Consider the following 21,334-nt stretch of genomic DNA (forward strand, 5'->3'; position numbering starts at 1 on the left):
ATTTTATGGAAAACTCTGATTCTGAAAACATTTCCGGGAAGAGTCAAATCAGGAAGAATACATTGATCATTATTCTTGGAGGCATTAGTATTGTTTCCATTGTTTTGGTTATTATTTCATTCAGCCTGTCATATAAAGCGCAGGTGAGTGAAAAGGAAGCCGAGGGAAAAGAGCGGATTGCCATGCTGGAGGTTCGCAAAGCGGCCGATCAGCAGAAAGAAGCCCTGATACAGCGTAAGATATCAGAGCAACAACAGCAGATTGCGGAGCAGCAGAAGCTGATCACTGAGGAGCAGAGGCAATATGCTGTTGAGCAGCAAAATATTGCCTTAAAAGAGAAAAAAGAGGCACAGGTGCAACGGCAATTGGCTGAGGAGGCTGAGTCGCAGGCTATCATTGCCCGGGATGAGGCAGAACAGCAGCGGCAGGAGGCGATATCTCAAAAACATATTGCAGATGAGCAGCGGATCAACGCTGAAAATTCAGAGCAGCATGCCAGGCGACTACGTCTTCTGGCTATCGCCCGATCGCTGGCTGTCCAATCATCAGAAATGGAGAAAAGCGTGCAGAGTGATCTGCCCGCCCTCCTTGCATTGCAGGCATATGTGTTCAATAAAGAAAACGAAGGAAAAGAAAACGATCCTGATATTTTCAGGGCTTTATCAGGAGTGGTAGATGATGAAATTGTTTTAAGAAATCAAAAAGATGAAATACGATCGGTTGTTGTTGACCACAACGGACACATGCTGGTTTCATGCAGTCTCGATGGAACTGTTGACATCTGGGATCTCACCAGTCCGAACATTACTCCTGTCAGTCTTACTACTGATAAATACGGGGAAACTGGGTTCAGGACACTTGCCTTGAACCGGCAGGGTAATTTGCTGGCCGGAGGTACGATGGAAGGAGCTGTTCTTGTATGGAATCTGAACGCAGCAGGTTATCCCTTTCGCGTTCTTGAAGGTCAGGGAGGCATCATTTATGATCTGAGTTTTCATCCGGACGGCAAAAACCTTGCGGTGGCCTGTTCCGACGGCAATATTCGGATATGGGATGTTTCACAACAACCCTCTTCATGGAAGAATATGCCTTCAGCAGGAGCAATTATAACGGCGGTATGTTTCAGCCCTGATGGGAAAAACCTCCTCTGGGCTACCAACCAGGGAAAAATCCTTATAAATGCTATAAACAGCGTGTCAACAGATACCAGGGAAATATCACCATCAGGCAATACAGTATATTGCTTGTCTTTCAGCCAGGATGGTTCATTTCTGGCAGCCGGACAGGCTGACGGACTGATAAAACTGTGGAACTTCAGGGAAAATGACATAAAACCTATCAACCTGATTGGCCATAGCTCCGGAGTCACCAGCCTTAATTTCAGCCAGGATGACCGATTTCTGTCCAGCTGCAGTTATGACGGAACGATTAGGATCTGGAATATAGCCCGGCCGGAAGATCAACCCATGATCATCGAAGATGATATCGGGTCATGGATATACAGCATCGTATTTACGCCTGATGGGAACAAACTGATCTCAGGAAACTCGGATAAAACAATAAAGATCAGGACGATAAAAGCAGAACTGCTGGCACAAAAAATCTGTGAGATAGTGACAAGGAATATGAGCCATGAAGAGTGGGAAAAATATGTAGGAGCTGATATCGAATATAGGAAAACCTGTGAGGGAAAATAATAAATGGTAAATGATAGTCATAAATTGTCATGAATGGTCATTCATAGTTTACAGGTAATGAGATACGGGAAAAAGAGAAGCTTTATTGTTACGCTGTTCATCATTCTGTTGTCGTTGACGGTTCATGGACAGGTCATAGTGAACAGTGAGCAGGGTTATCCCTTTATCAGGTATTTCAGTGCGGACGAGTATAATGCCCACACGCAGAATTTCGATATAGTTCAGGATAACCGTGGTGTAATCTATGTGGCGAATTTTGCGGGTGTCATGGAGTACGATGGTGAAAACTGGCGACTTATTCCGACAAAACAGATTACAAAAGTCACTTCGCTGGCTGTGGATACCTCCGGTAAGATATATGTGGGCGCCAGAGGAGAGATCGGTTATCTGGAACCTGCCAGGAATGGCAGCATGGAATTTATCAGTTTAAATAAACTCATTAATCCTGATCAGCTGAAATTTCTTGATGTTATCAAAACGTTCGCTTCACCTGAGGGTATCTATTTTATAACCAGTCGAACGATATTTCTCCTGAAGGATAATGAAATTAAGACCTGGCAGATGGATAAAGAGATCCATTCTACATTTTATATTGATGGTGCTTTATACTATCAGCTGGTCAGGGGAGGCCTCTATTTCATCAAAAATGGTAAAACAACAGGTGTGAGCGGAATTGAGAATTTACCGGAGGCTACGCTCATCAATGCACTCTTGTCATATTATGAAGGGAGTTTATTGCTTGGTGCGGCTGACCAGGGATTGTATCTCCTTGAAAATAATACGCTGAAAGACTTTCCGTCAGAAGCTGATCCCATTTTTAAAGAGAGCCAGATCACATGCGGTATAAGACTGAATGACGGTTGTATAGCATTTGGAACGGCAAGAAAGGGCATTGTCCTTCTTTATCCGGATGGCAGGATCAAAAAGGTCATCGACAAAAATGCAGGACTTCCGGATGACAATGTCCAAAATCTGTTCATCGATAAAGAGAATACTCTCTGGTCGGCATTGAATAACGGGCTGGCACATCTGGACATTCCCTCTCCATTTTCCTTCTTTTCTGAATCGGCTGGTATCAGGGGCGGTGTCATAGATATCCTTCGGCAAAATAAAATTTTTTACGCAGCAACATACCAGGGTCTGTATTACTATGATGGGAAACAGGATGTCTTCACATCTGTACCAGGTATAACCACGGCATGCTGGTCGATAGTACCTGTTGATAATGACTTGCTGGCAGCGACCAGCAAAGGTATTTTTCTTGTTCATGATTTTACAGCACGTTTAATTTCGCAAGGATTCTTCCTGAAGCTATGCAGATCCAGGTGGAAACCCTCAGTGATTTTTGCCGGCGAAACGGAAGGACTGCACATTCTGGAATTCAAAAACGGAATATGGACCGATAAAGGCAATGTCCCGGGAATAGACATGGAAATCAGGGAGATTGTCGAAGATGGAATACAAAATCTCTGGTTAAACAGTCCATTGGAAAATATAGTGCGATACGATCCTCTAACAGGAAAAACAGAAAAGTACGACACCTTATCCGGGCTTCCTGCCAGCTCAGGTAACCATCTCAACGAGCTGGATCCTGCGCCTGTAGTGAGCACACGGAATGGTCTGGTCAGTTATGACCCGGAATCAGACATTTTCAGATCGTTTATTCTTTTCCCGGGAGATAGCCTGTATAGCACGATCTGGCTCATGGATTTAGTAGAAAACAGCCATAGGGATCTTTGGACAACAACAGGTGACGAAAAGAATATCACTTTCCATTTAAGGAAGGGAGAAAAAGACTTCCGTCATCTTTTTCAGCCATTTCTCCCAGTAGCTGATTTTGTCACATGGGTAATTTATCCTGAAACTGACGGCATTTGCTGGTTTGGCGGACCACAAGGTCTTCTTCGTTATGATCCGTCAGTGGCCAGAGACTATAACCGGTCATACCTTACATTTATAAGAAAGACTGTCATTAAAAATGATTCAGTGATATTTGATGGTGCCTATTCAAACCCCAGCAGGCAAGTCATTGATGATCAGCCTGCTGATTTTATTCCACGGATAGATTATTCCGCTAATGCCATACGTTTTACATTTGCATCAGCAAGTTACCCTGTCAGAGGGAAAAATCAATACCAGTATTACCTGCAGGGTTTTGATAAAACCTGGTCAGAATGGACATCCGAACTCCAGAAGGAATACACCAACCTTCGAAAAGGAGACTATGCTTTCCATGTACGATCAATAAACGTCTATGGAAAAGCAGGTGAAGAAGCCCGTTATTCCTTCTTTATCAGAACACCCTGGTTCCTGAAATGGTGGGGTTTTATGCTTTACCTGATCGTGCTCTGTGGCTTGATTTACATTATCGTTGTGCTGCGTTCACGGCAGCTGATAAAAGAAAAGCAGCGGCTTGAAACAATTGTTAAAGAGAGGACCGATGATCTGCAAAAAACCCTGGATGATTTAAAGGAGACACAGGATCAGCTCATTCAATCTGAAAAACTGGCATCGTTGGGAAAACTGACTGCAGGCATCGCTCATGAGATCCAGAATCCACTCAATTTTGTCAATAATTTCTCTGCACTTTCCATCGATCTTGCTGATGAGCTTAAATCAAGTCTCGAAAAGGAAAAGAATAATATCAGAGCTGAAACATTTGCCGATATGGGAGAAGTGATCGGCATGATCGAAGGGAATGTTCAGAAGATTAATGAGCATGGAAAAAGAGCCGACAGGATTGTCAAAGGTATGTTACAGCATTCCCGAGGTAAGTCCGGCGAATTCCAGGTGACCGACCTGAACCAGCTCATTGGAGAGTATGTTAATTTGGCATACCATGGCACCAGAGCCGAAAACAAAGAATTTAACACAACCTTTAAACTGGATTTCGATCCGCAGGTTGGTAGGGTAAAGGTTGTGCCTCAGGATTTCTCGCGGGTTATCCTGAATGTCGTGAACAACTCTTGTTACGCAGTCTTCGAGAAGAGTCAAAAAATTCAGACCGGATATTCTCCGGAGATCAGCATCAGCACCAAACGCATCGATATGAACATTGTCATAAAAATTAAAGATAATGGCACCGGTATCCCACAATCGGTCATCACTAAAATTTTTGAACCCTTTTTCACAACCAAACCAACGGGTAAAGGTACCGGTCTTGGATTGTCAATGAGTTATGATATCATCTCATCAATACACAGTGGAAAATTGGAGGTAAACTCGCAGGAAGGGGAATCGACAGAGTTTGTTATCACGATTCCCGATAGGAGCTGATAATGGGTTTGGATGAAGGAAAAGGTTGAAAGAAAATTATCTGTAATATAAGAGAAAAAATAAATATTAACAATTGAATCATAAGAAAATGGATACTGTAAAAATCATGATCGTCGATGATGAAGCGGATATGGAGCTTCTTATGCGGCAAAAGTTCAGAACGATGCTCAGAGAAAAGAAATACGACTTCGTCTTTGCAATAAACGGACTTGAAGCCCTGTCGAAGCTTCTGGAGCATCCCGATATTTCGATTATTCTTTCCGACATCAACATGCCGGAAATGGATGGTCTGACTCTTCTTGCAAGACTTAATGAACTCAAGAATCCTGCCTTGAAAACGGTTATTGTTTCAGCTTACGGGGATATGGACAATATCCGGACAGCCATGAACCGGGGGGCGTTTGATTTTATCACCAAACCCATCAACTTCGAGGATCTTGAGATCACCATCAATAAGACCATTGAGCATATACACATCCTTCAGCAGGCAAATAAAGAACATGAGCAGCTTGTATCACTTCAGCATGACCTGGATATTGCCAAGGAGATCCAGCAAGCAATTCTTCCCAAGGTATTCCCGCCTTTCCCCAACAGGAAGGATTTTGACCTGTTTGCTTCGATGAATGCAGCAAAGTCAGTCGGCGGGGATTTCTATGACTTCTTTCTGATTGATGATGACCACCTTGGGGTTGTCATTGCTGATGTATCCGATAAGGGTATACCTGCAGCGATTTACATGGCTGTCAGCAGGACGATAATCAGGGCGGCCGCCATTAAAGGCCTTGCACCTGAAGATTGTCTTGAGTACTCCAACCTGCTCCTGTGCAAAGAAAGTGTGAACAGCATGTTTGTGACTGTCTTTTATGGCATTTTGAATACCAGGACGGGGGAATTCCGCTATTCCAATGCAGGACATAATCCACCCTATATCGTGTCACCAAACGGTACAGTGAGAGGTATCGAGCTTACCCACGACATTGTTATGGGCGTGATTGACGGCATTAAATTCAAACCAAAGAGTGTCAGCGTAAATAAGGGAGATGCGTTGTATCTCTATACCGATGGCGTCACAGAGGCGATGAGTACCAGGAATGAGCTTTATGGCGAGGAACGGCTTGAAGGTGTGCTTAAAACAATTGGTAATGTTTCGCCTGAAGAGATTATCCAAAGAGTCATGCAAGATCTGAGTACATATACAACCGGTGCTGTGCAGTCGGACGACATCACCATGCTTGCGGTGAGGTATCATCCGTGAGGAAGTAAGGTTTTGTGTGTTTTGCCAAGTGTATTACTTTCGCAATTAACAAAAACAGATTATAAATGATCAGGAGAATAAAACCATTGCTCAAAGGTATTGTTTTGATTTTTATGATTGCCGCCTTGCTGATATTCTCTGACTGGAGAAACAGGACGGCCCTTAAATCTAAGGGGAGTCTCCGGCAAAAAGCAACCGGCACGACTGCTGAGATTGGAAGATCCTACAGCATCGGTATTGCTTATTTTGCGCCGGAAGAATCGTTCGATAACCTGTTGACAGGTTTGTTTTATGGTTTAGCTGATCTGGGATTTGTTAAAGACAGCAACCTCAATGTCATCTTATCCCATGCAAATGGTGAAATTTCCAATATTCCGAGTGTATTGCAAAATCTGGATAACCAGCCAATCGATCTGTTGATTGTAACCTCTACGCCATGTTTGACAGCTGCGCTGACAATCGTGAAAAACAAACCCATTGTTTTCACTTACGTTTATGATCCGATAGCCGCTGGTGCGGGTACAAATTACAATGAGCACCGTCCTAATGTAACTGGAGTCGGCTCTTTTCCTCCAATAGAAAAAACGATAGAGCTAATTACCACCCTGATACCTGGTATCCGCTCTGCAGGTACGATTTACAACTCGTCGGAAGCCAATTCCCGAAAGGCTGTCAGTGTCGGCAGGGAGCTCTTTGCCCAAAAAAACATAGCGCTCGAAGAGATCACGGTTGTTAATACCAATGAGGTTCTTCAGGCTATCCAGGTCCTTGTGACAAAAGACATCCAGGTCCTATGGATAACAGGGGATAACACTGCTATTCAGGCTTTGGATGGAATCATCAAAACTGCTGATAAAAGCAAGATACCTGTCATTATCAATGATTATGAGTATGTCAGCCATGGTGCTCTTGCTGCTGCAGGAATAGGATGGTACGGCACAGGCTATCATTCAGCCGGGGTTGTGGCCAAAGTGCTGAATGGGGCAAATGTTGACACCATACCTCTTGAAAATTATGTGGAGGAACAGATCGTCATCAACTTTGAAAAGGCAAAAATCCTGGGTATCCTGATACCTAAAGAGCTGAAAAAAGTCAGCATGGCCTCAGATAAGTTAGACATGGCATCCGGTAAAAATGACCGTAACTCCTTCATGAGAAAGCGAAATCGTGATCATAAGTTCAGATTCGTTATAGTTCAGTACAATGATGCTCCCATATCAGAGCTTACACTTCAGGGCCTTATCTATGGCTTGGAAGAATCAGGGCTTTTGGAGGGCAAAGATTTTGATCTTCAAATTAAAAATGCACAGGGCGACATTACAACCTTGAATTCCATAATCAATCAGGTGGCATCCGATAAATATGATATCGTGTTCATCACATCCACACCCACTTTACAGTGTGCTATAAAGAAGATCAAGGACCAGGATATTGTATTTACTACAGTAGCTGATCCCATCACTGCCGGTGCGGGAAAAAGTTTCTCACAGCATTTGCCGAATGTAACCGGTATTTCGACAATGGGCGATTATGAAGGCATGGCTAAACTTCTAAAAACCTTGCTTCCTTCGGCTCACAGAATCGGGACCTTGTATTCACCGGGCGAAGCCAATTCCGTAAATAATCTGGAGACATTCAGAAAATACACAAAACAGGAAGGTCTTGAGGTCATTGCCACTCCGGTAAATTCAAGCTCTGAAATCACCGATGCTGCTTTATCGATGTGCTCACAGAGAATTGATGTGATTTGTCAGATCATTGACAACCTTACATCTGCATCATTCCCCGGAATCAACCGGGTTGCCAGGAAAACAAAGATACCGCTGTTTGGGTTTGTAAGTGAACAGGTCGAAGATGGAGCCATCCTGGCTGTTTCACGAGATTATATTCAGGCTGGAAAAGATGCTGCAAGGCTTGCTTTGAGAATCCTCCAGGGAGAACAAGCCTCAAATCTGCCTTTTGAGTTTGTCAGCAAAACTAATCTTATTATAAATCTTGAAGCAGCCGATTACTATGGAATTTCCATCCCGGATGCAGTGATCAGTAAAGCCGATAAAATCATAAAAAGAGAATAAGCGATGAGTGAAATCCTTGAGATATCCAAATCTTTTGATCATCAAATACTCGTTCTTAACCTGAGAGGGCGCATAGATGCCTACTGGTCATCGCAACTGGGAAGCTACCTTGATGACAGCATCCGTGAAGGACATTATGATATAAGGCTGAATATGAAGGAGATCAGCTATATCAGCTCAGCGGGCATAAGGGTGTTACTGAACTATTTTAAACAGCTTCATGACATCAATGGCTCGTTAACACTAAATGAGATTTCAGATAATGTAAGGACCGTTCTGGAGATGGTCGGACTTAGGAGCCTGTTGTCCGGTGAAGATATTGAAAAACCAGCAGAAGTCAAAGCGTCAGTAAAGGAAGAGATCCTGGATAATGTACATTTTACTCAAATTCCGTTGAATGAATCCTCCAGGTTGCATTGCCGGTTTACCGGGAATCCTGATCACCTCAACAGCGGCAGCTTTACAGGTGCACTCTTGGACAATGAACGTTTTAATTCAGGCAGCTTTGGAATCGGTCTGGGTGCATTTGGTAATAATTTTGACGATTGCCGGGAGCGTTTCGGTGAATTCATCGGACTGGGAGATGTGGTCTGCTACCTGCCTGCCAACAGAACCAGTCTCCCTGATTATCTGATAAGGAGCGGACAACTTATCCCTGAAATTAAAAGCCTTTATTCGATCATCTTTTCAGGTTCTTTCAATCATACTATTCGTTATGATATGCAGGGTGTCAGAAAAAGTATTCCTTGCAGCAGACTTTTTACCAACTGCATGAAACTGACCAATTTTAACAGCGCTGGTATTGTGATGTTAGCGGAGACCACCGGCCTGGTAGGTGCTTCACTCACCTCGTCGCCGGTCCGAGACCCTTCAGGTGCAGCCCTGTTTCAGTTCCCGGAGGTTCGTGATCATTTGCATATCACCACCGAGCCCGAATATGACAAGATGCTGACAGCGACAGTCGGTATCCTTCATAATGCGCCGGAAGAAGCCATGAAATCCTTTCTCCGGCCAATTTCTTCCGGATCAGAATTGTGGGGACACTTTCACACCGCTGTCTTTTCATATCATCCCCTGAGAAAAGAAAACATCGAATTGAACAGCGCGATTGTATCTTTTTTTGAAAATGACAAGATCCAGCATATTCTCCACTTGATTAATGATGAAAGAGACCTTGTAGGAATCGGGGATAGCGGATTTAAGAGCGGAACGGTATGGATTGGGGAAATAGAAAAAACAGAGATCATTCAACATGCATAATACAGTAATTATGACAATAAAAATCACAGGAGGTGAAACATGACGCTGCTCATTGGTTCCATAACTATTGGACTTATACTATCCTTGCTGGCACTTGGAGTCTTCATCAGTTTCAGAATTTACAATTTTCCGGATATTACCGCTGAAGGTTCGATAACCCTTGGAGCTGCAATTGCCGCATCATTGATCGTTGCCGGGCTCAATCCGGTTCTGGCAACCCTGCTGGCTTTCTGCGGAGGATTCATCGCAGGATCAATAACAGGGATTTTGCATACACGTTTCAATATCAACAATCTTTTAGCCGGCATTCTCGTCATGACAGCACTCTACTCGGTTAATCTGCATGTGATGGGAAAAAGCAATGTTCCCTTGTTGTCAGAGAAATCATTGATAACCTATTTTGAAAGTGTGCAATCTGTTTTTGCCCCGGGCAGAGAAACAGTTAATCTCCTTGGCTGGACAGTGCCTGAAAAAGACCTTTTTGTCCTCATTTTTATTTTTATGATTATAATAGCCATTACTGTCTTATTATACTGGTTCTTCAGGACCGACATGGGTACGGCGATGCGTGCAACCGGCAATAATCAGCAGATGATCAGGGCATTGGGTGTAAACACCAAAAATATGGTTATTCTGGGCATTGCCATTTCCAATGGATTGATAGGCTTATCAGGTGCGCTGCTGGCTCAATATCAGGGCTTTGCCGATGTTCAGATGGGCATCGGCATGGTGGTATGGGGATTGGCCAGTGTCATCATCGGAGAGGCACTGATAACAGAGAAAAACCTTGGTTTTGTCATTGCCGGAGCCGTGATGGGATCTGTACTTTTCCGGCTGCTTGTTGCCATCGCCCTGCGATGGGGCATGAATCCCAATGATCTTAAGCTGATCACTGCGTTGTTCGTTTTTATCGCCCTCATTCTCCCCACATTGATGCAGAAGATTAACAGGAAAAACAAAATAGCCATTGCTGATTACAGGAAATAAACAGAGATATACAATGCTGAAAATCGAGAATCTTTATAAAACATTTAATCCCGGAACCGTTCATGAGGTTCGCGCTCTGGTCGGGATAAACTGTGAGATCAAAGAGGGAAGCTTCGTTGTCCTGCTCGGCACTAATGGTTCCGGTAAATCAACACTGCTTAATGCTGTTGCGGGGTCATTCTATCCTGATACCGGAAGTATTCTTCTCGATGGCAGGGACATTACCAATTATCCAGAACATAAACGTGCCAGTTTCATCGGACGTGTGTTTCAGAATCCATTCACCGGGACAGCTCCCGATATGAGTATAGCGGAGAATCTTGCACTGGCGTCGAGAAGAGGGATGCGACGAGGTCTTGGTATGGCATTGCATTCCAAACGGCTTGATGCCTTCAGCAAAAGAATTAAAATGCTGAATATGGGCCTTGAAGAAAGATTGGATAATCCAATAGGTAAACTCTCCGGAGGACAACGACAGGCACTTACTTTAATCATGGCCACATGGCATAAGCCCAGGCTTCTATTGCTTGATGAACATACGGCTGCATTGGATCCCAAGACAGGCGGTAAGGTTGTTCAACTCACCGGGGAGGTGATCTCAAAAGATCATCTTACGACGCTCATGGTCACCCATTCAATGCAACAGGCTGTGAATCTCGGCGACCGCATACTGATGATGCATAACGGCAAAATCGTTTATGACTTCAGCGGTGAGGATAAACGGCGTTTGAATGTTAAGGATCTGTTGAGTCTTTTTGAAGACATACGGCGAAGAGAGCAAATTGACGCCACCATGGCTGAGATGATTAAGCAAATATATATTTAGTATCAATTCTTCAAACGATCAGGCAAGAGAAAATGATGTTGCACAAATTTTCACACTGTCCCATACTTCATGTTTTAAATATTCCTTACTTTTACTCACTTTAACTGATTTGCTTTCATGGATTACGAAAAAGCCAAAGATTTTATTATAAACAAGCTCTCGAACGGGCTCTCACCCGATCTCCGTTATCATAACGTAGATCATACACTCGATGTCCTGCAATCTGTTGAGAAGCTATGTGAAATGGAGAATGTGAACGGACATGACCTGATCCTGCTGAATACGGCCGCTTTATTCCATGATTCGGGAATGCTCGTGCAGTATGAAGAACATGAAGAAGCATCTACACGACTAACCCGTAAACTCCTGCCGGAAATGGGCTATACCGCTGAAGATATTAAAATCATCAATAAAATGATTCTGACTACACGGCTGCCGCAGAGTGCACAAACCCACCTCGAAAAAATCCTTTGTGATGCTGATCTGGATTATCTGGGCCGCGACGATTTTTTCATGATCGCCCACCAATTGAAATACGAATGGAATAAGCTGAATATTAATAAAGTATCGTTGAAACGATGGTATGAACTTCAAAGCGATTTTCTTGAAACACATACTTATTACACCGATTCTGCCGTTATATTGCGTCAGAAAAAAAAGAATCAGAACCTGTCAGAAGTCAAAGAACTCTTAATAAAACACGAACATTGCATATGAATAATAAATCATCCGGTAAAATTATATTAATCCCTACTGATCTTTCAGAGGTATGCAAAAATGCCATTCAGCATGGTGCCGAAATTGCCCAGTATCTTGGTTACAGTGTATATTTGTTGCATGTTGTTAATAAAGACACACGCGATCATTTAAAAAGTCAAAACCATGGCCTTGAAGACCTTGTTGATGAGCTCAGAAAAACTGCTGAATCACTTGAAAAGAAATTTAAGATTAAAGCTGATTCCATAACTCGTATCGGCAGCATCTTTACGAGAATACCGGAAGTCGCCAGGGAGTTAAATGCCAACCTGGTTGTTCTGGGTACACATGGAAAAGTCGGATTTCAGAAGCTTGTTGGCAGTTTCGCTCTCAAGATCATTCTCAAATCACCATGTCCTGTCATTGTCGTCCAGAAACGACCTTTTGGCAAGGGCTATAAAAATATCGTCTTCCCGATTTCCGATTTCATGGAAGACAGGCAGAAGGTTAAATGGGCCATATATCTGGCCAGGACTTTCAATTCGACTATTCATCTGTTTCAGAAATATGCTCATGATCCCGGTTCCTCAAGCCGTATCAATATAGTCACACATCATATCAAGGAAGCTTTCGATGCGAACGGGATATATTACCGGATCGTTAACGCCAATGAACGCGGGGTATTTGCTGACCAGGTGATGGAATATGCTGTAAGCAATATGGCCGATCTGGTCATTATCATGACCGATACGGAGGTCCCTGATCCCCGTTTCAAGCTTGCACCGTGGGATGAGACGATGATATTCAATAAATCCCAGATTCCTGTCATGTGCCTTAATCCCCTTGCGCTGAGTAACGTTTATTTTGGGCTTTAATGCATCATGGCTGGCCTGGGGCTCTGTCAAGGCATGATAAAATATATTAAAACTTCCTGGGAAAGGCATCCGCTGGCCGTCATCATCTGGACAGCCATTATACTTCGTTTGATTTCCGTAGTTTTTGCCAGGGGCTTTGGCATGCACGACGACCATTTCCTTGTCGTCGAACCACCGCAATCATGGGTCGAAGGCTGGGATTATAACAACTACCTGCCCGACAGTGCCGGACACAACCACCCTACCGGCCATAGCTTTTTCTATAATGGGCTCCAGTACATTACTTTCCTTATCCTCAATTTTCTTCATGTACAGGATCCTCAGATTAAAATGCTTTTCGTCAGGTTTCTGCATGCCGCTTTCTCACTGATAACGGTATATCTTGGCTTTAAGATTACAAAAAAAATTCATACTGTAGCTTCTGCAAAACTTGTGGGAATATTACTTGCTGCATACTGGTTCATGCCCTGGATTAGTGTCCGTAACCTTGTTGAAGTGGTTTGTATCCCATTCCTCATATCTGGAACATGGATCATGATCACGGCTGATGACAGGAACCGGCGGCTGTGGTCATATCTCTTTGCAGGATTACTTTTTGGACTGGCCTTTTCGGTTCGATTCCAGACAATATTCTTCCCTGTAGGAGCTGGTCTTGCATTACTCATACAGAAAAAATGGCGTGAAGCGGTCATTTTAGCCGCCGGCTCTGTCACGGGTATTTCGCTGACACAGGGTTTGATCGATTTTGCCATTTGGGGCAGGCCTTTTGCCGAGCTGACAGAATATGTGCGTTACAATATCATTGCGTCGCACGATTACTTTGTAATGCCTTGGTATAATTATCTTCTCGTTATTCTTGCCTTGTTAATACCACCTGTAAGCTTTTTCTTTTTCTTTGGATTTTTCAGAAAAATAAAACGACATCTGCTCCTTTTCCTTCCTGCCTTGTTATTTCTTGTATTCCATTCCTATTTCCCGAATAAACAGGAAAGGTTTATCCTTCCTGCGATACCATATATCATCATTTTAGGGGTGGTTGGCTGGAATGATTTTATAGCCCGGTCAAAATTCTGGCTAAAAAACATCAAGTTGTTAAAGGCCTGCTGGATTTTTTTCTGGGTTGTCAATCTTATACTTTTACCTATCGTTTCGACCATGTATTCAAAGAAAGCCAGGGTGGAGTCGATGTACTATCTGTACCGTTATAAAAATATTGAATTTATACTTCTTGATGATACATTCAGACCGGATTTTAAAATCCCTCCGGAATTTTACAGTGGACAGAATATGGAAATTTACAGTCTTTGTGAGGGGAATCCGTTTGATGCGCTGAAGGAACGGTTACAGAATGACGGAGAGGCGAAATATCCCCGTTTTGTGTTATTTTTTGACGACCGTGACCTCGAAAAACGGGTTGAAAGAGTAAAAACAATATTACCACACATCACTTATGAAACCACGATAAAACCCGGATTTGTTGACTGGGTGCTTTATAAGCTCAACCCTTACAATGCAAATCAGACCATTTTTATCTACCGGAACGTGGATTTTTTCCCGGAGAAAATCGGGAAAGGTAAAAAATAATCCTCCTTTCAAACCATTGCTGAAGTTTAATAACTTTACAACACATTCCACCATATTTAATTTCTTTTTTCATGACAAAAGAGGAAGCGAAAAAAAGGATAGAAAAGCTCACCAGGGAGCTTAACGAGCATAACTACAAATATTACGTACTCTCCGCACCAAAAATATCGGACTACGAGTATGACATGATGCTGGAAGAGCTGGTTCGTTTGGAAAAACAATATCCGGAATATGCCGATTCCACTTCTCCGGCGCGACGTATCGGAGGTGAAGTAACAAAAGAATTCCGCCAGATCCGGCATGACTATCAGATGCTCTCACTCAGCAACTCGTATTCTGAAGAGGACGTCATTGATTTTGACCGCAGGGTGAAAAAGACACTTGAAACGGAAGTGGAGTATGTATGTGAACTGAAATACGACGGTGTAGCCATCGGGCTCAGGTACAACAATGGTTTGCTTACTCTGGCTGTCACACGAGGTGACGGTGATATGGGTGATGATGTGACTGCCAATGCCAGGACTATCCGTGCTATTCCTCTTAAATTAAAAGGCGATTACCCGGCTTCATTTGAAATAAGAGGTGAAATTTTCATGAACCATGAAGGTTTTGAGACCCTCAATGCTGAACGCGAAGAGATCGGTGAGCAGTTATTTGCCAACCCGCGCAATGCCGCAGCAGGAAGCCTGAAAATACAGGATTCTTCAATTGTCGCCAAACGACCTCTTGATTGTTTTCTCTACCAGGTAGTTGCTGATAACGCCGGATTTCAGTATCATTACGACACCCTGAAAAAAGCAAAGGACTGGGGATTCAAAATATCACCATACATGGCGAAATGCAATACAATTGATGAAATATTTGATTTTATCAGCTTCTGGAATAAAGAAAGATATGCCCTGCCATTTGATATAGATGGTGTGGTCATCAAGGTGAATGCTTTTTCGCAGCAGGAGATACTGGGAAGCACAGCCAAATCACCGCGATGGGCCATTGCATATAAATTCAAGGCTGTAAGGGTGGCAACAACACTACTCTCCATCGATTTCCAGGTTGGACGAACCGGTGCCATTACGCCTGTAGCCAACCTGCAACCTGTGTTGTTAGCCGGAACTATCGTTAAACGTGCATCCCTTCATAATGCCGATATCATCGAAAAGTTGGATGTCAGGATCGGTGATACCGTTTATGTTGAAAAAGGCGGTGAAATTATTCCCAAGATAACCGGTGTAGACCTTGAAAACCGCGAATCCAATGCTATGCCGGTGGAGTTCATCAGTACATGCCCCGAGTGCGGAACATCCTTGTTCAGGAAAGAGGGTGAAGCTCATCATTATTGTCCAAATGAAGATAATTGCCCGCCCCAGATTAAAGGAAAACTTGAACATTTCATCAGCCGCAGGGCTATGAACATTGATAGCCTTGGTGAAGGAAAAATCGAAATGCTATATGATAAAAGACTCGTCAGGGATGTCAGCGACCTTTATAACCTGACTTATGATAAACTCTATGGGCTGGGAAAAATCTTTGAGGCCACAGAGGATAAAAAAGAAAAAAAACTCAGCTTCAGGGAAAAAACTGTCAACAACATTCTAAAAGGCATCGAAGCATCGAAAGAGGTACCATTCGCAAGGGTTCTTTATGCACTTGGAATCCGTTATGTAGGGGAAACTGTCGCCAAAAAGCTTGTTAATCATTACAAGACTATTGACGACCTGATGAAAGCAGATTTTTACGAGCTTATTCTTGTTGACGAGATAGGTGATAAAATTGCTGAAAGCCTGATCAGCTTTTTCAGCCAGGAGAAGAACAGGAATCTGATTGAAAAGTTACGTGAAAGAGGCTTGCGGCTTAAAGCCGGCAAGGAGGAAATCTCACTGAAATCGACCAGGTTGGGAAATAAGACTATTGTTATCAGTGGTGTGTTCAACCGTTTCTCGCGTGAAGAGGCCAAGAGGCTCATCGAGGAACATGGCGGAAAAAATGCCGGCACTGTTTCTTCCAGGACTGACTTCATCCTTGGCGGCGCCGACATGGGTCCTAAGAAACTTGAAAAAGCCAGAGAAATGGGTATAAAAATCATCGCAGAGGAGGATTTCCTCAAAATGATAGAAGAACCATCACCATAAAAGAAATCAATAAATCCCCGGAGGTCTCAGGCTCTATATTTTCTCAATATCACCTGCACCGGAAACCTGCGTATTCACTTTTTCCGGTTCACCACGGTAGCGCACTGTGCCGGCTCCGCTTACTTCAACGTCAAGTTCTTTTGTCACATATATTCTGGCATCACCGGCGCCTGACATGGACATCCGGCATATAGCTATTTCCAAGTTCTCGGCTGATATTTCGGTGGCTCCGGAAGCCTCCACGATTGCTTCGTTAACTTTACCCGACAATGTCAGCTCGCTGGCTCCTGACAATTCCATTTCAATTTTCTGCGCTGTCAGGTTCATTTCGATTTCTGAAGCGCCACTTGCGTCGATACTGAGGTCATTGAAATTCAGACTGTTTTCACTCCAAAGCTCCACTGCACCGCTGAATTCCATGCTTTCGAGGGTCTTAAATGTAATATACGCCTTTAGCTTTTCAAACCTGATACAATCTTTCTCGGTTGAAATGATTAATATTCCATCCTTAACTTCAGTAGTGATATATTGAAGCAGGTTTTCATCGGTTTCAATGGTAAGCGCTTCCCTATCGCCTTGTTTGAGCACAACCTGGAAAGCCCCCCCGATATCGATTCCGGTGAAAGAATCCACAGACCTTTCTTCAGTCACTACTTTGCCATTGCCATGTTGGATGTCACAGCATCCGTATGAATAGAAAATAAATCCGACAATCAGGATGAATGGACTAAAAATCATTTTGGACATAACTTTTTTCATAACTTTTTTTTTCAAAGATATAATACTTTATAAAACAAACTTGATTATTCTGCCTTTAATATCACACTGGCATTCGTGCTTTCGATTTTTACTATTGATCGGGGATCGCTTTGCGATCCGACATATCCCTTGTATGTTGTACTTACATAATCTTCTTCCCTGACCGAAATTTTAGAAAGATTTTTAGGGTACTCCAATGAACCGAATTTTATCGTTGCGTTGACCAGGTAGTTGGCATCCCTTGAAAAGTTCAATTGCACATCACCGAAGCGATTATTGATGATAATGTCATTGAAGGAGGAAGGGATATACCCAATTTCTATATCGCCATATTGTGATTCTAACTCTCCATGCACGTTAAGCGTCTCAATTTCAATATCTGAGAACTTTGAATCACTGTTAAGCAGATTTACTTTACCGATTTTATATGTGTCATACTGTGACATGACACCTGCGACATCCGCAACGTCGATATTCACTGTTGAAAACTTCGTATCCAGTTTCAGGTCACCCGATTCAGCCAGGGTAAGCTCCGAATATTTTAATTCGACCTTACCGCTTTTCATATATTTGATCACTGCGTCACTGAACTTGATCGACAGCGTATTAGAGGTGTTTTGAATCCGGTTGGCTTCCATGTTACCATAACTCAGATCGATGGTCAAAGGGCCTTCAACCTGATCAATAAAAATATCCCCAAATTTATTGTCCAGGGCTACTTCAAGTGATTTAGGCATATAAATTTCATAATCAATGCTGAAGTTTTGTGAATCGTCTTTACCAGACCAATTTTCACTGATACTGGTTTCAGCCTTCACCATTGCATTGCTCCCAGAAATATCAATGCTTATATGATCGAATATCCGCTGTGCTTTCTGCTCGTTGCCGGCTTCAACTGATATGGTGACCTCTACCGATACTGCCATCTTTTCCCAGTTATTGCAATGGATCTTACCATATTTATTTTTCACCGAAAGCAAGGCATCGCTATTAACCGTAAATTCCTTTTTGATGTTTTTGGTAAATTTTTCGGATGCTGCAAAGCTCTTCCAACCCGGGAAGAAAATGATCAGCGCTGCAGCAAGCCATAATTTAAATCGCCTGGTTTTCATTGTTCTGATTTTGGTTTGTGTTTTGTTTATTTGTTTGATTTAATTCAATGATAATATGATCGAGAAGGTTGGTCATGATGCGGTAGTTGTTGGCTATAGCATCCAGAATCCTTTCGCTTTTTGCTCCTTTGGAGTATTCATTTTGCAATTCAACAGTACTGGCATTGATTTCTTTTACTTCATGCATTGCCATTTGCCTAAGCCTTGTGGCTTCCTTATCTGAACCGGCCAGTTGTTCAATCCGGGTCAGCTTATCGTTGTTCATTTTAGTGTAGTATGCCTCCACTTCCATTAACTCCTTCGGAAGAGCTGTTTGATTTTCAGCATAAACAGAAGGTCTGTTTCTCATATAAAACTGGGATACCAGAAAAGAAACCAGGGCCATGATAGCTATTACAGCAGCTATACGGAGGATCCAGCGGATATTCCATACTTGCCTGTCAGGATGGTTGTATTTGGCGAGTTTCCGGCTGAATGTCTCAAAATGATCATCCGACGGTTCATGGATATCGAAATGTTCCTTGTTTTCCTGTATTTTTCTCTCAAGTTTCGACATGGATTTGTCAATTATAATGTTTTAAAATATCAAGTTTCTGATTCTTTCCTGCTGAAGGATTTCCAATAGCCTTTGTTTGGCCCTGAAATACCGGATGCGCGAAGTGTTATTCGAGATATTCAGGATATCGCTGATTTCTTCATGATCATAACCTTCAAGGAGGAACAACGATAATACAACCCGGTAATCATCCGGTAACCTGGTGATGGCTTTTCTGATTTCTTCAACCTGGTAATCGACATCCTCAGCATAGTCATTATCGTCATGGTCCGGTATTTCATGATCATATTCTTCCACGAAGGAGAGTCCGGTATTTTTTTTCAGGGCATCAAGTGAGTTGTTAATCACTATTTTTTTGAGCCAGGCACCAAAACTGGCTGTGCCCTTGAAATCCTCGATACGTTGAAATGCGTCAAGGAACGAATCCTGCATCACATCTTCAGCTTCGGCTGTATTATTCACGATACGCAAGCTGGTGTTATACATGTTTTTGTAATACAGCCGGTATATTTCAAATTGCGCCCGCGGATCCTTCGTGCGGCAACCTTCAATAAGATCCTGGTGTATATGCTTGACAGGTGTATCCAAAGCACTGAGTTTTGAATGAAAGACTACGGAAAAATGGAAATGTTACATAAATATTTTAAATTGAAGAAATTAAAATTAAAATTTACAGTGGAAATTTTAAAATTATTAAAAAATCATTATAAATACTGGGTCATGTTTACAGTAAATTTTGATTAATATGAGGGCATACATTTTATATTCATAATATATGCAGTACGACAAAAAAGAATTCCGGACAATTTTTATCAAAAGGCTTTATTCGTTCACCATAAAACTAATAAAATTCATTGAAGCCATTCCAAAAGATAATATTTCAATCAGGCTAACTGATCAATTGCTTCGCAGTAGTACAAGTATCCTGGCAAACTATATTGAAGGACAATCTGCAAGCAGTAAAAAGGATTTTATAAATTATTTGAATATTGCCTTAAAATCAAGCAATGAAAGTAAAGTATGGTTATGTCTGTTAAAGGATTTAAATCGGGGCAATATTGAGGAAATTAATGGATTTATAAGAGAGTTGAATGAATTTTCTAATATTTTAGCCTCCAGTTTAATGACACTTCGGGGCAAACGCTCTTCAAAAGTTTGAAATTTTCACTTAACTTTTTAATTTTACATTTTTAGATTTTAAATGAAACTAATGAAGCATAAGACTTATATCTATGTTCTCATCTTTTTTTCCATGCTCTTCTGGGGCTGTTCCTTCATTTGGTCTAAAATAGTCTTCAATTATTATAATCCTATAACAACCATCTTCCTGAGGCTGGTATTATCGACGATCATATTATATACAGGACTTAAAATCTTCAACAGGACCGAAAAAATATATATGGAGGATATCAGGTTATTCTTGCTTTCAGCACTGTTCAACCCCTTTATATATTTCCTTGGCGAGAATTATGGATTGAAATTTTCAACACCATCGATATGCGCAGTAGTCATTGCCACGATTCCTTTGTTCACGACCCTGATGGCGCGTTTTATGCTAAAGGAAAAGCTTCCTTTTATAAACATTTTGGGAATCCTGTTGTCATTTTCAGGCATTGTACTTATGCTGGTGAATAAGGACCTGTCGCTGAACGCCTCACCGTTAGGCATCGTTTTTCTTCTCGTTGCGGTAATGGCAGCTGCCAGCTATTCAATACTGCTAAAGAAACTGACATACAAGTATTCAGCTTTTACTATCATACTGATTCAGAACTTTATTGGAATTCTATATTTTCTTCCCTTTTTCCTTATCTTTGAGTTACGCAACTTCCTAACAGTCAAGCCAAATGCCGAGTTAATCTCATCACTCCTCATGCTGGCCATTTTTGCATCATCGCTTGCTTTTGTATTTTTTGCCATTGCTGTACGTGAAATTGGCGTCAGCCGGACCAATGTCTTTTCAAATACGATACCCGTGTTCACTGCAATATTCTCCTACTTTATCTTGTCGGAATACTTTAGTTTCAATAAAATTGCAGGGATGATTATTGTGGTGGCGGGGGTGATGCTAACGCAATTAAATAAATTAAATAAATTAAATAGCCCATGACTTAACCTGAATTATTCATAAAAAAATGGAAAAGTTTGTTATCTCATTGATAATCATTATCTTTGAGGTGTATAAACTTTTAAACAAACTTTTCCATGAGTAAAGATACAAAAAGCCCAAATACCCATCTTGTTTCTGAT

The 21,334-nt window shown here is 42.1% G+C and carries 17 protein-coding genes; 13 read left to right on the forward strand and 4 right to left on the reverse strand.

The features are described 5' to 3' along the window. Nucleotides 1-5 precede the first annotated feature (5 nt). The 11 genes from NT175_13580 to ligA all read left to right on the forward strand — a co-directional run bounded on the left by NT175_13580 (nucleotide 6) and on the right by ligA (nucleotide 16,660). A complete protein-coding gene (locus NT175_13580; protein MCX6235728.1) occupies nucleotides 6-1,697 on the forward strand; it encodes a hypothetical protein in 1,692 nt (563 codons plus the stop codon). A gap of 57 nt (nucleotides 1,698-1,754) precedes the next feature. Next, on the forward strand, nucleotides 1,755-4,973 hold the full coding sequence (locus tag NT175_13585; protein MCX6235729.1) for an ATP-binding protein: 3,219 nt from the start codon (nucleotides 1,755-1,757) through the stop codon (nucleotides 4,971-4,973). An 88-nt stretch (nucleotides 4,974-5,061) separates the two neighbouring features. Then, nucleotides 5,062-6,228, forward strand: coding sequence for a SpoIIE family protein phosphatase (locus NT175_13590; GenBank protein ID MCX6235730.1), 1,167 nt, complete (start codon nucleotides 5,062-5,064; stop codon nucleotides 6,226-6,228). Between the two features lie 65 nt (nucleotides 6,229-6,293). Further along, complete coding sequence (locus NT175_13595; protein ID MCX6235731.1) at nucleotides 6,294-8,303, forward strand: ABC transporter substrate-binding protein; 2,010 nt, start codon at nucleotides 6,294-6,296, stop codon at nucleotides 8,301-8,303. Nucleotides 8,304-8,306: 3 nt separating this feature from the next. Further along, a complete protein-coding gene (locus NT175_13600) occupies nucleotides 8,307-9,563 on the forward strand; it encodes an STAS domain-containing protein (protein MCX6235732.1) in 1,257 nt (418 codons plus the stop codon). Nucleotides 9,564-9,602: 39 nt separating this feature from the next. Beyond that, nucleotides 9,603-10,550 carry an ABC transporter permease gene (locus NT175_13605; protein MCX6235733.1) on the forward strand — a complete coding sequence of 316 codons (948 nt, stop codon included), beginning with the start codon at nucleotides 9,603-9,605 and terminating at the stop codon, nucleotides 10,548-10,550. 13 nt (nucleotides 10,551-10,563) lie between these two features. Then, on the forward strand, nucleotides 10,564-11,376 hold the full coding sequence (locus NT175_13610; protein ID MCX6235734.1) for an ATP-binding cassette domain-containing protein: 813 nt from the start codon (nucleotides 10,564-10,566) through the stop codon (nucleotides 11,374-11,376). Nucleotides 11,377-11,493: 117 nt separating this feature from the next. Beyond that, nucleotides 11,494-12,093 carry an HD domain-containing protein gene (locus tag NT175_13615; GenBank protein MCX6235735.1) on the forward strand — a complete coding sequence of 200 codons (600 nt, stop codon included), beginning with the start codon at nucleotides 11,494-11,496 and terminating at the stop codon, nucleotides 12,091-12,093. Next, nucleotides 12,090-12,947 carry a universal stress protein gene (locus tag NT175_13620; GenBank protein MCX6235736.1) on the forward strand — a complete coding sequence of 286 codons (858 nt, stop codon included), beginning with the start codon at nucleotides 12,090-12,092 and terminating at the stop codon, nucleotides 12,945-12,947. The genes NT175_13615 and NT175_13620 overlap by 4 nt, the downstream gene beginning before the upstream one ends. A 33-nt stretch (nucleotides 12,948-12,980) precedes the next feature. After that, nucleotides 12,981-14,531, forward strand: a complete 1,551-nt coding sequence (locus NT175_13625) for a glycosyltransferase family 39 protein (protein ID MCX6235737.1) — start codon at nucleotides 12,981-12,983, stop codon at nucleotides 14,529-14,531. A gap of 71 nt (nucleotides 14,532-14,602) precedes the next feature. Further along, on the forward strand, nucleotides 14,603-16,660 hold the full coding sequence (gene ligA / locus NT175_13630; protein ID MCX6235738.1) for an NAD-dependent DNA ligase LigA: 2,058 nt from the start codon (nucleotides 14,603-14,605) through the stop codon (nucleotides 16,658-16,660). Nucleotides 16,661-16,693: 33 nt separating this feature from the next. Here the strand turns inward: ligA and NT175_13635 are convergent, their stop codons facing one another. From NT175_13635 to NT175_13650, 4 genes are read right to left on the reverse strand one after another with little or no spacing between them, the layout of a single operon-like run. Continuing rightward, complete coding sequence (locus NT175_13635; GenBank protein ID MCX6235739.1) at nucleotides 16,694-17,419, reverse strand: DUF2807 domain-containing protein; 726 nt, start codon at nucleotides 17,417-17,419, stop codon at nucleotides 16,694-16,696. Nucleotides 17,420-17,463: 44 nt separating this feature from the next. Beyond that, entirely contained in the window at nucleotides 17,464-18,531 is a 1,068-nt protein-coding gene (locus tag NT175_13640) for a DUF4097 family beta strand repeat-containing protein (protein ID MCX6235740.1), read from the reverse strand. Then, nucleotides 18,512-19,087, reverse strand: coding sequence for a hypothetical protein (locus NT175_13645; protein ID MCX6235741.1), 576 nt, complete (start codon nucleotides 19,085-19,087; stop codon nucleotides 18,512-18,514). Before NT175_13645 ends, NT175_13640 begins: the two co-directional genes overlap by 20 nt. Nucleotides 19,088-19,108: 21 nt before the next feature. Further along, the gene (locus tag NT175_13650; protein MCX6235742.1) at nucleotides 19,109-19,675 is read right to left on the reverse strand and encodes a sigma-70 family RNA polymerase sigma factor; all 567 of its coding nucleotides are present in this window, start codon (nucleotides 19,673-19,675) and stop codon (nucleotides 19,109-19,111) included. Between the two features lie 187 nt (nucleotides 19,676-19,862). Here NT175_13650 and NT175_13655 point away from each other — a divergent pair, with 187 nt between their 5' ends. Beyond that, nucleotides 19,863-20,246 carry a four helix bundle protein gene (locus NT175_13655; GenBank protein ID MCX6235743.1) on the forward strand — a complete coding sequence of 128 codons (384 nt, stop codon included), beginning with the start codon at nucleotides 19,863-19,865 and terminating at the stop codon, nucleotides 20,244-20,246. A 51-nt stretch (nucleotides 20,247-20,297) separates the two neighbouring features. After that, the gene (locus NT175_13660) at nucleotides 20,298-21,194 is read left to right on the forward strand and encodes a DMT family transporter (GenBank protein ID MCX6235744.1); all 897 of its coding nucleotides are present in this window, start codon (nucleotides 20,298-20,300) and stop codon (nucleotides 21,192-21,194) included. Nucleotides 21,195-21,334: the final 140 nt, after the last annotated feature.

The sequence above is a fragment of the Bacteroidota bacterium genome, assembly GCA_026391695.1.
Lineage (GTDB): Bacteria > Bacteroidota > Bacteroidia > Bacteroidales > JAGONC01 > JAPLDP01.

Coding starts and splice junctions, on each gene's coding strand:
- NT175_13580 (MCX6235728.1), top strand. CDS start 6: ATGGAAAACTCTGATTCTGAAAACATTTCCGGGAAGAGTCAAATCAGG.
- NT175_13585 (MCX6235729.1), top strand. CDS start 1,755: ATGAGATACGGGAAAAAGAGAAGCTTTATTGTTACGCTGTTCATCATT.
- NT175_13590 (MCX6235730.1), top strand. CDS start 5,062: ATGGATACTGTAAAAATCATGATCGTCGATGATGAAGCGGATATGGAG.
- NT175_13595 (MCX6235731.1), top strand. CDS start 6,294: ATGATCAGGAGAATAAAACCATTGCTCAAAGGTATTGTTTTGATTTTT.
- NT175_13600 (MCX6235732.1), top strand. CDS start 8,307: ATGAGTGAAATCCTTGAGATATCCAAATCTTTTGATCATCAAATACTC.
- NT175_13605 (MCX6235733.1), top strand. CDS start 9,603: ATGACGCTGCTCATTGGTTCCATAACTATTGGACTTATACTATCCTTG.
- NT175_13610 (MCX6235734.1), top strand. CDS start 10,564: ATGCTGAAAATCGAGAATCTTTATAAAACATTTAATCCCGGAACCGTT.
- NT175_13615 (MCX6235735.1), top strand. CDS start 11,494: ATGGATTACGAAAAAGCCAAAGATTTTATTATAAACAAGCTCTCGAAC.
- NT175_13620 (MCX6235736.1), top strand. CDS start 12,090: ATGAATAATAAATCATCCGGTAAAATTATATTAATCCCTACTGATCTT.
- NT175_13625 (MCX6235737.1), top strand. CDS start 12,981: ATGATAAAATATATTAAAACTTCCTGGGAAAGGCATCCGCTGGCCGTC.
- ligA (MCX6235738.1), top strand. CDS start 14,603: ATGACAAAAGAGGAAGCGAAAAAAAGGATAGAAAAGCTCACCAGGGAG.
- NT175_13635 (MCX6235739.1), bottom strand. CDS start 17,419: ATGAAAAAAGTTATGTCCAAAATGATTTTTAGTCCATTCATCCTGATT.
- NT175_13640 (MCX6235740.1), bottom strand. CDS start 18,531: ATGAAAACCAGGCGATTTAAATTATGGCTTGCTGCAGCGCTGATCATT.
- NT175_13645 (MCX6235741.1), bottom strand. CDS start 19,087: ATGTCGAAACTTGAGAGAAAAATACAGGAAAACAAGGAACATTTCGAT.
- NT175_13655 (MCX6235743.1), top strand. CDS start 19,863: ATGCAGTACGACAAAAAAGAATTCCGGACAATTTTTATCAAAAGGCTT.
- NT175_13660 (MCX6235744.1), top strand. CDS start 20,298: ATGAAGCATAAGACTTATATCTATGTTCTCATCTTTTTTTCCATGCTC.